Below are 12,528 nucleotides of genomic sequence, written 5' to 3' on the forward strand. Positions count from 1 at the left end.
GGCCAAGCTATCTCAGCCGCTGCGGACTCAACCGCCGGCGGCGAAGGTGAACAGCAGCAGCACCGACAGCAGCATCGCCGGCGAGAGCAGCAGAGCCAGCTGTCCCAGGTCGTGGGGGGTCATGCACGTCGTCCGAGCTCAGCCAGACGCTAGGCAGGGTCTGAGTCCTGACCCGTGAAGAGACTGCGAAGAAACACCAGGGTCAGCCCGAAGGCGACGAATCCGGTGCTGAACGTGGCCAGGAAGGACAGACCGACCAGCAGCGTCTTGAGCGTGACGGCGATGTTCTGGGCGATCGGGGAGCTGTAGTGCGGCGGATGCATCGCGAAGTAAACGACCATGCGCCGGCTGAACCCCAGGGCCAGCCAGGCGAGCAGTCCAGCCGTCACGGCACCGGAGAAGAAACTGAGGGGCCCCTTGCGGGCTCTGGTCTCAGCGGAGTCGCTGGCCGGAAGTTTGGTGTCGTCGGAACTCATGCTTCGATCCTCGCCCCCCCGGAGCGGAGGGAACAGCACCAGGCCCGCAGCCCTTCGGACTCCAGATCCTTCCGGAGCCTTTCATATCCCTGCCGGGAGCTGTTGAGATCGGGGAACAGGGCAAAACAGCTGGGACCGGAGCCGCTCATGGCGACAGCAAGGCTGTCGGGAAGGGAGCGCAGCAGCTGAAGCGCGGTCTGCACCGCTGGCGTCTCGGGCTCCACCACGGACTGGAGATCGTTCCGCAGAGGCGGAGGCTGCGCGGCACGGATCGGCCGGATCCAGCCGGCCTGGCGCAGGGCCCGGCGTCTCAGCTCGAAGGCGGGCTCGCCGACCAGATAGTCGCCGCCATGCCGTTGCCGGCAACGTCCATAGGCCCAGGGGGTGGAGACACTCACCCTTGGATCCTTCACCAGCAGAACCGCCAGCGGTTCACTCCCGTCCGACAGAGGCTCCAGCAGCTCTCCACGTCCGAAACAGAGCTGACTGCCCCCCTGAACGCAGAAGGGCATGTCGGACCCGAGCTCAGCTGCCAGCCGTTCCAGATCCGCGCAGCTGTGCCCCAGTCCCCAGAGCGCGTTCAGCCCCACGAGCGTCGCGGCACCATCGCTGGAGCCTCCGGCCAGTCCGGCACCGATGGGGATGCGCTTCTCGAGTGTGATGGCGGCACCGAGCTCCTGGAAGCCGGAACGCTCCCGCAGCAGACGAGCGGCCCGCAGCACCAGATTGTCCTCGCCGATGCTGAGTGCGGGGTCATCACAGCTGAGGCTGAGGCGCCCATCGGCGGTGTTGCTGAACGTGAGGCGATCGGCGAGGTCGATGCTCTGCATCACCATCGCCAACTCGTGGAAGCCGTCCGCACGCAGGCCGAGCACCTCGAGATGCAGATTCACCTTGGCCGGAGCCGTCACCGTGATCGTGCTCATGCCGAGGCGCTGATCATTCGCTCCGATTCAAGCCCTTCGCCAGTGCCACCCAGGCCTGAGGGGCCACCTCCTGGGGCCGTTGCTGCAGGGTGATCCCGGCGGCTGCGGCCAGTGCCTCCAGCTCGGAGGGTTCCGCAAGCGAGGCCAGGGTGTTGCGGAGCATCTTGCGGCGACTCTGGAAGGCCTGCCTGAGCAGCCCCTCCACCCGCCGTGCCAGCCCAGGCTCCAGCCGTTGATGCGCTGGAATCGGATCAAGGGCGATCACTTCCGACTGAACCTTTGGAGGCGGCTGAAAGCAACGGGGTGGAACCGGACAGACGCTGCGACATCGGGCGAGCAACTGCATGCGCACACTCAGGGCACTGAAGCTGCTGTGTCCGGGCCGCGCCCGGATCCTCTGGGCGACCTCCTGCTGCACCAGCAGCACCAGGCGTTGATAGGGCGGGTCGACCGGTTGATCAAGCCGTCCGATCAATCGGTCCAGCAATGGGCCAGTGATGTTGTACGGAATATTCGCAACCACCTTCCCTGCGGGACAGGCATCCGGGAGCAGCAGAGGCACCTCCAGCACATCCCCCTGGGTCAGGGAGAAACGCGGTTGATTCTCGAAACGCTGCTGCAGGCCGGTCACCAGATCCCGGTCCAGCTCCACGGCATGCACCGCAGCAGCGGACGACGCCAGCAGACGATCCGTGAGGGCACCGCGTCCGGGCCCCACCTCGAGCACGCGATCCTGGGGCTGCAGGTCCGCCGCCTCCAGGATGCGATCAAGCACCGCCGCATCGCGGAGCCAGTGCTGCCCGAAGCGTTTGCGGGCGGTGTGGCCATGGAAGCTCATGGATTCACTGTGCACCAGCTGCCGAGTTCAGCCGAGTTGATGCACAGGAAGCCAGCGCACGCCCCTGCGGCGGCCGGACAGTGGCACCAGGGCCAGCACCACCTGCAACTGCTGCCGTTCCGCCTCGGGGTGGACGGCACGCCAGCAACTGATCGCTCTGGCAAGACAGCGTCGTTTCCGCTGATCGAAGGCGGCCGCCCCGCTGTCAGCACGCAGGCGTGAACGACGACCCTTCACTTCCACCACCAACAGTCGCCGATCCTTCTCGAGCACAAGATCCAGCTCGCCCCAGCGGCAACGCCAGTTGCGATCGAGCAACCTCCATCCCGTCGAGCGCAGCAGCTCAAGGGCTGTCGCTTCCGCGCGACGGCCGAGAGTCAGGGAGTCCGCCATGGACAGGACACGCAGAGGGGCGTTCAGAGCATTCCCCGTTCCGCCAGGCCTAGGGTCCTGTTGTGGAACACGACTCCATGCATCGACGATTACTGGCGGTTCTGGCCACCACGCTGCTGCTGGTGCCCCTCCTGATCAGCGGAGCAGCACCATCCTTCGCCGCGATGGATGTCGCCAAACAGGTGCTGATCGGAGCGGATTACTCGGACAAGGATCTCCGGGGCGCCACCTTCAACCTGAGCAACCTGCGGGAAGCGAATCTCTCCGGCTCAGATCTGCGGGGGGCGAGTCTTTACGGAGCGAAGCTGCAGGACGCCGATCTCAGCGGTACTGACCTTCGCGAAGCCACCCTGGACGCAGCGGTGCTCACCGGAACAGATCTCTCCGACGCCGTTCTGGAGGGTGCCTTTGCCTTCAACACCCGCTTCCAGGACGTCACCATCACCGGAGCGGACTTCACCGATGTACCGATGCGCGGTGACCAGCTGAAAAGCCTCTGCGCGATGGCCGATGGAATCAATCCGATCACCGGCCGCGAGACCCGCACCACTCTGGGTTGCGGCTGAGCGGAGGATCCGATGAGCTTTGACCCTCGCAGCCTCGAGCGTCTCCGGGAACTGGGACGGCAGTTGCCTCAGAAGCTTCCCGATCCAGCAGGGAACGCCGACGCGACGACAACGCCGAAGACCGGCCCGAAACGCCACAGGGTGGAGACGGAACAGGATCCCGATGCGCTGTTCCGGGAACTGATGACGGTCAGCGAAGACGGCACTGTTCCTGAGCATCTGATGGCCCGCCTCAAGCAGCTGGAAGCCAGGCGCCAGCCACCGCAAACCAACCCACTGGAGTCGCCGATCCGCAGCTCCGAACTGCCTCCACCTCCCAGCGGCAGCAGTGGCAAGGGCAAGACGACCCGCCCCCGGCGTCCTTCCGTGACTCCCGGCAGTGAAGAGGAAAGCCTTTATGTGGCCTTCGGACAGCTGCTGCTGGAGGACGACGAGGACGCCGATTGAATCCCTCACGCCTCCGCATCCTGGCCGTGGGCAAGGTGCGCCGCGGCTGGATCCAGGACGGTATCGATCTCTATCGCAAACGACTGCCGGGCCTGAGCATCGTGGAATTGCGAGACAGCACTCCTGAGAAGGAATCGGAAGCGATCCGCGCCGCGCGGCGGCCTGATGAGCGACTGGTGGTGCTGATGGAGCAGGGAGAGACGCTTGCCTCGATTCCCTTCGCCCGCAAGCTGGAGCAGATCAGCAGTGAACGGATCGCCTTTGTGATCGGTGGAGCCGATGGCCTCACCGATGACCTCAAGTCAGAAGCCCACTGGCGACTGAGCCTGTCGCCGATGACCTTCCCCCATGAGCTGGCCCGTCTGATGCTGGTCGAGCAGTTGTTCCGTGCCCAGGCGATCCTGCAGGGAAGCCCCTATCACCGAGCCTGAACCGATGCTGCACGTGGTCGACAACCTGATCCCGAACGAGGAGATTCCGGCACTGCGCCACCTCTGCGACCTTCACGGCGACCTGAAACAAGCCAGTGAAGGGCGGAACCTGTTCAGCTGGATTCCGGCCGACGCGTCAGACCGGTCGGCACGCTCGCTCCACACGCCCGATCAGCAGTCCCTGGTGGAGCATTACATCCGGAAGAGACTGGGGCCGCTGCTCGACCGTTTCACCCCACAGGCCGCTGGTTACGAATGGTGGTGCAACACCAACAACGACCTGGACTGGCACATTGACAAGCACGAAGCGACGGCCGGGCGAGACGGGCGCTATGACCTGCCGTTGCTGTCCACGGTCTTCTATCCCCACGTCAGCTGTGCAGGCGGCGAATTGCTCATCGCCGACAACGCGCCTGTGCAGCAGAACAGCCCCATCGCCTCCCCCGACTTCCGCTCGGTGATCTCCGTGCCACCTGTGGTGAATCGCGTTGTGCTGTTCTCTGCCGGCGTGCTGCATCGGATCAACCCATTCGAAGGGGAGCGCTACTCCGTTGCCGTGAATGTCTGGGGGCACCCACTGATGGAGTGAGGCGCATCAGATGATGCCGAAAGCATCAGGCACTTCTCGCCATCAGATGAGTCTGATGAATCAACTGACGGGCATACAAGCGACCGGCACGATGAGCATCAGCCAGAGATCGATAGTTACCGACAAAGTCATAATCAGAGCCATTACTTGTTGCGGCAACCGCATAAAGACCGGTTGAAATCTTCCTGACCGTCCAGCTCAGGTGACAGGCTGGAGCTTGTGCACGGGACTTCACGACCACCCTCGACATCGAATCCCAGCAAGCTAGGGGCAATCACGAATCACGACTGCAACCCTTATTAGTTCGCAAATAAGTATTTACAGACAGGCGCAATGAGCGCCGCAACAGAATCTCTCCCCTGGCAACGCTAGGCAATCTCTCCTAGGTACTTCGCCACACTTCACAGATGACTTTTGAAATTTCATTACCGGTGATAAATCACATCATCACGGCAAATCAACAGCATCATGGCTGAACCCAATGGCAGCTCCGGCACCGCACCCCTCAGCGAACGCTGGGCAGCGGTCGACGACTACTTCGTCTGCATCACCGAGTGCAGCCTGGATGACGGCACCTGCGTCACGCGCTGCATGGAAACCCACCTGAAGCAGGACGGAGCCAGCGGCGCCTCGTGACGACGCTAATGAGAATCACTTGCAATTTTCTCCGGACTCGGATTGAATTGCGAAACATTCTCAGCAAGCGCCCATGATCCGCGTCTTCGGGCATCGCGACACCCTGCTCGCCTCGCTCGTCGCCCACTGGGCGAACGAGCGCCTTGGCATCACCAGAGCTGCGTCAGGCTCACCGGCTGGAATTTCTCCACGGCGATGGTCCAGGCCCGCGGGCTCATCCCCTGCAGGCCCTTCCTGAACGCCTCCGCGTCGCCACTGTTCAGCCAGGCCGCCTTGAGCACCGGCAGATCCTCCGGCAGCCGCTCCATCGGCAGCTCCACCAGCAGCAGACTCTCCGCCGCCGCCGCCCGCTTCAGCAGCCCCTCGTCGCTGCGCTGCCAGACCCGCAGCAGCAGCTCAAGCACCAGGGCCCGCCCCAGTTCGTCCGGCGCCTCCCCCTCCGCCGCCACCTCTTTCTGGGATCGTCCGGCCAGCGGCAACGCTCGCCGCCCTTCCTGCTCGATCAGGGCCAGCGCCACGAGGTAAGGAGTGTCGGCCACGGATCATGCGCGAAACCACACCATCCTCCCCGCGAGCCAGTTCAGTACACCTGTACTATCAAGCAGGTCGCGTCGTCCGCTGTGGAGTTCCACCAACCTCCGCTTCCCCTGCAGCCCAGGCGGGCGCGACTGAGTCTGCCGCTGGCCGGCGAGCGGGTGGCGGCCGGCTTCCCCTCCCCGGCCGACGACTACGTGGAGGTGGGAATTGACCTCAATGAGCAGCTGATCCGCCACCCCACCAGCACCTTTTTCCTGCGGGTCAGCGGCGAGTCGATGACGGGCGCCGGCATTCACGACGGTGATCTGCTGGTGGTGGATCGCAGCCTCGACCCTCGCCCGGGCCGGGTGGTCGTCGCCGTGCTGGACGGTGCATTCACCCTCAAACGACTGGTGCGCCACCGCGGTCGCCTGCGACTCGAGGCAGCCCATCCGAACTATCCGCCCCTGGAACTGCACCGCTGCGGCGAGGTGCAGATCTGGGGTGTGGCGGTTCACGTGATCCATCCGCTCTGAACCACGCCATGCCCTCGGCCACCGCCCTGATCGACGGCAACAACTTCTATGCCTCCTGCGAGCAGAGCCTTGATCCCGCCCTGATCGGTCGACCGGTGGTGGTGCTCTCCAACAATGACGGCTGCATCGTGGCCCGCAGCGCCGAGGCCCGCGCCCTCGGCATCGCCATGGGCACGCCGTACTTCAAGGCGCGCACGGAGCTGGCACGCCAGAACGTGGTGGTGCGCAGCTCCAACTACGCCCTCTACGCCGATATGAGCCAGCGGATGATGAGCCTGCTGGAAACCCATTGCGAAGAGCTGGAGATCTACTCGATCGATGAGGCCTTCGCACGGCTGAGTCGTCCCCGCAGCGGCGATCTGCAGCACTGGGCCCGCCGGCTTCGCGCCCGTGTTCGACAGGATCTGGGGCTGCCGATCGCCATCGGTGTGGGAGCCAGCAAAGGGCAGGCGAAGCTGGCCAACCGTCTGGCCAAGCAGGTGCCGGCCCATGCCGGCGTCTTCGATCTGGGTCGCTGCGATGACGCCGACAACTGGCTGGAAACGGTTGCGATCGAGGATGTCTGGGGCATCGGTCGCAAGCTGGCCCGTTGGTGCCGGCTGCGGGGCATCACCAATGCCCGGCAGCTGCGAGACATGCCCAGTGGAGAACTGCGGGCGAAATGCGGTGTGGTGGGGCTGCGACTGCAACGGGAGCTGCGTGGCCATGCCTGTCTGCCTCTGGATCTGGCACCCGCACCGAAACAGGAAACCTGCGTCAGCCGCAGCTTCAGCCGCCCGATCACCAGCCTCGAAGAACTCCGCCAGGCCGTGGCCACCTACGTGGTGCGCGCAGCGGAGAAACTGCGCAGGCAACGCCAGCGGGCCGCCGCCCTCACGGTCTATACCCGCACCAGCCCCTTCATCCCGGCGTTCTACAGCCAGGCCGCCAGCACCCGGCTGGATCTGCCCAGCAACGACACCGCGGTGCTGCTCGAGGCGACATTACCGCTGGTGGATCGCATCTTCCGGCCGCACCGGCAACTGGCCAAGGCCGGTGTGCTGATGCAGCACCTGCAGGGCACCGACACGCTGCAGTCCCATCTGATGGTGCCGATGAGCGCGGAGCAGCAAGGGAAGCGGGAGTGCCTGATGCAGACGATCGATCGGCTCAATCAGCGCTACGGCCGCGGCACGGTGCACTGGGCGGCCTGTGGCCTGCAGCCGGGCTGGATGATGCGCCGGGAACGCCTCAGCCGGGCCGCCACCACCCGGTTGAGCGATCTGCCGACCATTCATGCCCGTTGACGACGCATGAAGCGGAGCCTCACCGATCCGCCGGCGCACATCCTCTAGGTCTGCTGCAGCAGCTGTACCGCCTGCTCACGCCTGCTGAGCAGCAGCACCATGCGCTCGCCATGAGCATTCAGACCGATCTGCTCGCGGACGAGGTCCGTGCTGGCCAGAGCCAGCCCGCAGGTCTCGATGAACAGAACCGGCAAGGTGCCGTGATGGCCGCGCATGCCCTGCAGATCCAGAGCCTGACGAACCGCCCGCTGAGCCCGATCGGTGCCGAGCCGCTCCACCAGGGACGGCCAGAGGTGGTTGACGGGCTGCAGGGCCGCAAAATCCAGCTGAGCATCAGGCATCAGGACGGCAGCAGGGCGATCGCCTCCATGATCATCTGCGGTGTCACGGCGATCCTCTCCAGCGGATCAGCGTTGTCCAGATAGGCGTCGAAGGAGGCGAAACGCTCGATCACGGGGTCGGCCCCCTCGGCAGCACAGGCCTCGACCCAGTCGCCGTCCTCCGGTTTCACAACCGCATAGGCCTGCAGGGTCTCCTCCAGATCACCGCCGTCCCCGACCCCCTCGCCGTGCCAGATCGCTTCGAAGAATTCAGACATCTCAGGCGGGGAAGAGCTGTTGGTTCCGGTTGGCGATCGCCACCAGCGACAGCATCACCGGCACCTCCACCAGCACGCCCACCACGGTGGCGAGAGCGGCGCCGGAATTCAACCCGAACAGGCTGATGGCAACCGCCACCGCCAGCTCGAAGAAATTGGAGGCGCCGATCATGGCGCCAGGGGCAGCAATGGTGCGCGGCTGGCCCCAGACCCGCATCCACTGAGCCGCGATCCAGAAGATCAGATAGGTCTGGAGAATCAGTGGAATGGCAATCAGCACGATCGCCAGTGGATTGGAAAGGATCGCCTGGGCCTGCACCATGAACAGCAGCAGCACCGTGGCGATCAGAGACGTGATCGCCAGCGGCTTGAGCTGTGCCTCCAGCCGCTCGATCCGGCCGGGAGAGTGGAGGAACACCCGCGTCAGCCAGCCCGCCGCGAGGGGCACCACCACGAACAGACCAACCGCGGTGATCATCGTGTCCCACGGCACCAGCACATCGCTCACCCCGAGCAGAAGCGCCGCGATCGGGGCGAAGGCGAACACCATGATCAGGTCGTTCACCGCCACCTGCACCAGGGTGTAATTGGGATCGCCATCACTGAGGCGGCTCCACACGAACACCATGGCCGTGCAGGGAGCCACCCCCAGCAGAATCATCCCGGCCACGTACTCCTGGCCCATCGCTTCCGGGATCCAGGCAGCGAACAGGCCGCGGATGAACAACCAGGCCAAAGCCGTCATCGTGAGCGGCTTGATCAACCAGTTCACCGCCACGGTGATCAGCAGTCCGCGCGGTTGCTGACGGATGCCGCCGATGGCGGAAAAATCAACCGCCAGCATCATCGGGAAAATCATCCCCCAGATGAGAATGGCGATGGGAAGGTTGATGCGAGCCACTTCCAGCGAGGCGATCCAGGCCGCCAGATCGGGCAGCAAGCCGCCGAGGACGACTCCCGCCACGATCGCCAGACCGATCCAGAGGGAGAGATAACGCTCGAAGATTCCCATCAGGTGATCACCGGAGTGGTGCAGAGATCGACATCACTCACGGCATCCAAGCTCCTGCTGTGGAACAGAACAAAGGCGAAGGTATCAAGACGCTCGATCACCGACTGACCCCAGAGGTGTTCTCATGCAGCTTGTGGGTCAGGCGGAGAGAGGCTCCTGATCGCCGTAGCCGCTGCATCGCTGCTGATCGAGATGAAGGATGTGCTTCCGTTCGCTGTAGTACAGCTCCTGATAACGGAGAGCATCGCGATTGAGCTCGTCGAAGAGATCCTGAATGCACTGCTCCATATCCACCGGCTCCTCCGCTGGCTGATGCTCGATCAGCGTGGCGATGCAGGCCTCGAGCGTCTGCAGTCGCTGCCCGCCCCAGGCCTCCAGAAGATGCCGGCAGCGTTTGAGACTTTTCTGCCGTTCCAGCAGCGCGGTCGTCCCCCTCAGCTGGACGAGAGGCTCAGCAAGGGAGACCCGATCCAGTTCTCCAGGCTCCAGCAGGGGCGTCAGCCGTGACACCAGAGCACTGTTCTCGAGCAGAAGCTGATCGGTGAGCAGCCTGGGAAGATCCAGGTCCGCCAGCTGATCCCCGGTGTCCTCGGCACGGCTGATCAACTCGAGCCTGCCGACGCCGAGATTGGTTTCCTCCAGTTCCGTGATCGCAGCCCAGAGCAGCCGGTGCGGCTGCAAGGCGAAGTCCTCCAGTTCACGCTGACGAAGCTGCTGACGAACCTCAGCGCGATGGCGCGGGCAGTGGAGATACAGCCGCAGAAGGTCGGCCTCGCAGCGTTCCCGCTGACTGGCCTCCCCAGGCTGTTCGTGACGACTGGCACGTCCGTGCCAGCGCTGTCCCTTCACCTGCTGACGCAGATCCTCCTCCAGCTGCAGCGCGAGGCGCCCCTGCCCGCCGCTGAGCCGCTCGGCCACCCGTTGCAGGTAGTGGGTCCGCACAGCCGACTGCGGCAATTTGCCGAGCAGAGCCACCAACTCGCTGACGGACTGCTGGAACTGATCGGAGCGACTGAGATCGCGCTCCTCCAGGACCTGCTCGATTTGCCAGTCCAGCCACAGGGGGGCCTGATCCAGCAGCGCTCGGTAATCCCCGGCGCCGTGATCCTTCAGGAACTCGTCAGGGTCCTTGCCCGACGGAAGGTGCAGGACCCGCAATTCCAGCTGACCCTGCATGGCCAGCTGCTCGACCTCGCCGATCGCACGATTCGCCGCCCGGATTCCGGCCCGATCGGCATCGAAATTCAGCACGATCCGCTTGCTGTCGCTGACGCGGCAGAGCTGCGTGATCTGCTGGCTGCTCAGGGCCGTTCCCAGAGCGGCCACCGCGTTGTTGACCCCGGCGGAATGCAGGGCGATCACATCGAAATAGCCCTCCACCACCACAGCGCGGTCATCCCTGCGGATGGCGTTGGCCGCCTTGTCCAAACCGAACAGGTGCTTGCCTTTCTCGAACAGCTCCGTCTCCGGAGAGTTCAGATACTTCGGTTCACTGCCGTCCAGGCTGCGACCACCGAATCCGATCACCCGACCCTGACGGTCATGGATCGGCACCATCACGCGATGGCGGAATCGGTCGTAGAACCCGTTGCCACCCTTGCGGGGCACCACGAGACCGGCCGCCTCCAGCACCTCTGGTGCCAGCCCCTCCACCTGCTGCAGATGGCTGAGCAGGCCATCCCATTGATCCGGAGCGTAGCCGAGTTGAAACGCGTCCTGCGTCGCCGCGGACAATCCCCGCTTGGTCGTGAGATACGCCAGGGCCTCCTTGCCGGCAGGGCTCTGGAGTTGCGATCGAAACCAACCAGAGGCCAGGGAAACAGCCCGCTGAAGCTTCTCGCGACGGGACAGCTGCTGACGCAGACGTTCCTGCTGAGGACCATCAACGGTCTCCACCGGCAGCTGATATTTGCGAGCCAGCTCCAGCACCACGTCACTGAAGCTCTGGCGCTGGAACTCCATCAGGAACTTGATGGAGTTCCCACCCGCACCGCAGGAGAAGCAGTAATAGAACTGCTTCTGCGGCGACACGGTCATCGACGGCTTGCTGTCGTCGTGGAACGGGCAGATCCCGACGAACTCACGCCCCTTCTTCTTGAGAACAACGTGCTCTCCCACCACATCGACGATGTCAGCGCGCTCCTTGACGGCGTCGATCGTGCGGGGGTGCAGGCGTGCGTTCACCATGGGGCCATTCTGCGAAGTCACGCCCTGCCGTCCAGTGACGGATCCTGCAACCGCACGACAGGACAGGCGACCGGCAGGCACGTTAGGAGCAGGTTCGGCCTTGATCTCCACTCCGGAGGAGGACCTTCAGAGGACGGAACCATCAGAGTGAGCCGACCGCCATGTCCAGACGATTGGAACGATCGGAACGGATGAAGGCTGCCGCTGATCAACTCCGAGCCGGCTTTGAGCTGTGCAGGCCCTGTGTTCTCAGCTCTCTGGCTTTCAGCCTGATGACCGTCTGCGTGAAGCAGCTGGGGGGACGGCTGCCCGTGGCGGAAGTGGTGCTGTGTCGCGCCCTGATCAGCGTGGTGCTCACCGCGGTGGGACTGAAACTGGCCAACGTCTCGCCCTGGGGAAAGCGACGAGGCCTGCTGCTGCTGCGAGGACTGTGCGGAAGCCTGGCCCTGCTCTGTTTCTTTGAGGCGATCACCGTGCTGCCGCTCGCCTCGGCCACCGTTCTTCAGTACACCTATCCAACCTTCACGGCACTGGCAGCAGCCGTGTTCCTGGGGGAGCGGCTGCGCCGGAGCATCGTGCTGGCGGTGCTGCTGGGCTGGGGCGGAATCATGCTCGTCGCGCAGCCGGATTGGCTCAGCCGTGGGATGACCACACTGCCGATGACGGCGATCGTGATCGCTCTTGGTGGTGCCGTGTTCACAGCACTGGCCTACGTCTGTGTGCGCCGGCTCTCCAGCACGGAACACCCCCTGGTGATCATCCTCTACTTCCCGATGCTGTCTGTACCGCTCACCCTGCCGCTGGTGGCTCGTGAAGGCGTGATGCCCCTGGGAGCGGAGTGGATCTGGTTGCTTGGGGTTGGCGTGTTCACCCAGCTGGGACAGATCTGGGTGACGGAAGGGTTGAGCCGGATGCCGGCCGCGCGGGCGACATCGATCAACTATGTGCAGGTCGTGTTCGCTGCACTCTGGGGTTGGCTGGTCTTTTCGGAGTCCCTGAATGCTTGGGTGATCAGCGGAAGCATCCTCGTCCTGATTTCAACCCTGGTGAGCCTCGCCGCCAGACGCTGACGCCTTCCGGCAGATGGCCTC

At 64.3% G+C, this 12,528-nt stretch carries 17 protein-coding genes; 8 read left to right on the forward strand and 9 right to left on the reverse strand.

The genetic code is table 11. From position 1 onward, the window contains the following. Positions 1 to 149 precede the first annotated feature (149 nt). The 4 genes from KR49_RS02645 to KR49_RS02660 are packed head-to-tail and all read right to left on the reverse strand — an operon-like array spanning position 150 to position 2,633. On the reverse strand, positions 150 to 476 hold the full coding sequence (locus tag KR49_RS02645; RefSeq protein WP_043691357.1) for a DUF3082 domain-containing protein: 327 nt from the start codon (positions 474 to 476) through the stop codon (positions 150 to 152). Next, positions 473 to 1,402 (reverse strand): 4-(cytidine 5'-diphospho)-2-C-methyl-D-erythritol kinase, encoded by a 930-nt coding sequence (gene ispE / locus KR49_RS02650; protein ID WP_043691358.1) that lies wholly within the window; start codon positions 1,400 to 1,402, stop codon positions 473 to 475. Before ispE ends, KR49_RS02645 begins: the two co-directional genes overlap by 4 nt. A gap of 13 nt (positions 1,403 to 1,415) precedes the next feature. Further along, positions 1,416 to 2,240, reverse strand: a complete 825-nt coding sequence (rsmA, locus tag KR49_RS02655; RefSeq protein WP_043691360.1) for a 16S rRNA (adenine(1518)-N(6)/adenine(1519)-N(6))-dimethyltransferase RsmA — start codon at positions 2,238 to 2,240, stop codon at positions 1,416 to 1,418. A gap of 27 nt (positions 2,241 to 2,267) precedes the next feature. Then, complete coding sequence (locus tag KR49_RS02660; RefSeq protein ID WP_043691362.1) at positions 2,268 to 2,633, reverse strand: YraN family protein; 366 nt, start codon at positions 2,631 to 2,633, stop codon at positions 2,268 to 2,270. A gap of 77 nt (positions 2,634 to 2,710) precedes the next feature. Here KR49_RS02660 and KR49_RS02665 point away from each other — a divergent pair, with 77 nt between their 5' ends. The 5 genes from KR49_RS02665 to KR49_RS14195 all read left to right on the forward strand — a co-directional run bounded on the left by KR49_RS02665 (position 2,711) and on the right by KR49_RS14195 (position 5,302). Then, positions 2,711 to 3,199 carry a pentapeptide repeat-containing protein gene (locus KR49_RS02665; protein ID WP_043691363.1) on the forward strand — a complete coding sequence of 163 codons (489 nt, stop codon included), beginning with the start codon at positions 2,711 to 2,713 and terminating at the stop codon, positions 3,197 to 3,199. A 12-nt stretch (positions 3,200 to 3,211) separates the two neighbouring features. After that, the gene (locus tag KR49_RS02670; protein ID WP_043691364.1) at positions 3,212 to 3,646 is read left to right on the forward strand and encodes a hypothetical protein; all 435 of its coding nucleotides are present in this window, start codon (positions 3,212 to 3,214) and stop codon (positions 3,644 to 3,646) included. Beyond that, complete coding sequence (locus KR49_RS02675; RefSeq protein ID WP_043691366.1) at positions 3,643 to 4,077, forward strand: 23S rRNA (pseudouridine(1915)-N(3))-methyltransferase RlmH; 435 nt, start codon at positions 3,643 to 3,645, stop codon at positions 4,075 to 4,077. The genes KR49_RS02670 and KR49_RS02675 overlap by 4 nt, the downstream gene beginning before the upstream one ends. Positions 4,078 to 4,081: 4 nt before the next feature. Then, complete coding sequence (locus KR49_RS14190) at positions 4,082 to 4,666, forward strand: 2OG-Fe(II) oxygenase (RefSeq protein WP_043691368.1); 585 nt, start codon at positions 4,082 to 4,084, stop codon at positions 4,664 to 4,666. 468 nt (positions 4,667 to 5,134) lie between these two features. Beyond that, entirely contained in the window at positions 5,135 to 5,302 is a 168-nt protein-coding gene (locus KR49_RS14195; protein WP_173402119.1) for a hypothetical protein, read from the forward strand. A 149-nt stretch (positions 5,303 to 5,451) separates the two neighbouring features. On the opposite strand, the gene KR49_RS02690 is transcribed toward KR49_RS14195, so the two are convergent. Continuing rightward, positions 5,452 to 5,841 carry a hypothetical protein gene (locus KR49_RS02690; RefSeq protein ID WP_043691372.1) on the reverse strand — a complete coding sequence of 130 codons (390 nt, stop codon included), beginning with the start codon at positions 5,839 to 5,841 and terminating at the stop codon, positions 5,452 to 5,454. Positions 5,842 to 5,922: 81 nt separating this feature from the next. On the opposite strand from KR49_RS02690, the gene KR49_RS02695 reads away from it, so the two are divergent. Next, on the forward strand, positions 5,923 to 6,354 hold the full coding sequence (locus KR49_RS02695; protein ID WP_043691374.1) for a LexA family transcriptional regulator: 432 nt from the start codon (positions 5,923 to 5,925) through the stop codon (positions 6,352 to 6,354). 8 nt (positions 6,355 to 6,362) lie between these two features. Then, complete coding sequence (locus KR49_RS02700) at positions 6,363 to 7,640, forward strand: Y-family DNA polymerase (protein ID WP_043691376.1); 1,278 nt, start codon at positions 6,363 to 6,365, stop codon at positions 7,638 to 7,640. 44 nt (positions 7,641 to 7,684) lie between these two features. Here KR49_RS02700 and KR49_RS02705 read toward each other — a convergent pair whose 3' ends face one another. The 4 genes from KR49_RS02705 to dnaG form a co-directional block, all read right to left on the reverse strand. Continuing rightward, the gene (locus KR49_RS02705) at positions 7,685 to 7,981 is read right to left on the reverse strand and encodes a hypothetical protein (RefSeq protein WP_043691378.1); all 297 of its coding nucleotides are present in this window, start codon (positions 7,979 to 7,981) and stop codon (positions 7,685 to 7,687) included. Further along, positions 7,981 to 8,238: a hypothetical protein gene (locus tag KR49_RS02710; RefSeq protein WP_043691380.1), complete on the reverse strand. Its 258-nt coding sequence runs from the start codon at positions 8,236 to 8,238 to the stop codon at positions 7,981 to 7,983. The genes KR49_RS02705 and KR49_RS02710 overlap by 1 nt, the downstream gene beginning before the upstream one ends. A gap of 1 nt (position 8,239) precedes the next feature. Further along, on the reverse strand, positions 8,240 to 9,250 hold the full coding sequence (gene arsB, locus KR49_RS02715) for an ACR3 family arsenite efflux transporter (RefSeq protein ID WP_043691382.1): 1,011 nt from the start codon (positions 9,248 to 9,250) through the stop codon (positions 8,240 to 8,242). A 138-nt stretch (positions 9,251 to 9,388) separates the two neighbouring features. Further along, the gene (gene dnaG, locus KR49_RS02720) at positions 9,389 to 11,437 is read right to left on the reverse strand and encodes a DNA primase (protein ID WP_043696564.1); all 2,049 of its coding nucleotides are present in this window, start codon (positions 11,435 to 11,437) and stop codon (positions 9,389 to 9,391) included. 191 nt (positions 11,438 to 11,628) lie between these two features. Between dnaG and KR49_RS02725 the strand changes: the two genes are divergently transcribed. Next, positions 11,629 to 12,507 (forward strand): DMT family transporter, encoded by an 879-nt coding sequence (locus KR49_RS02725; protein ID WP_043696566.1) that lies wholly within the window; start codon positions 11,629 to 11,631, stop codon positions 12,505 to 12,507. Positions 12,508 to 12,528 lie beyond the last annotated feature (21 nt).

The sequence above is a fragment of the Synechococcus sp. KORDI-49 genome, from assembly GCF_000737575.1.
Classification (GTDB): domain Bacteria; phylum Cyanobacteriota; class Cyanobacteriia; order PCC-6307; family Cyanobiaceae; genus Parasynechococcus.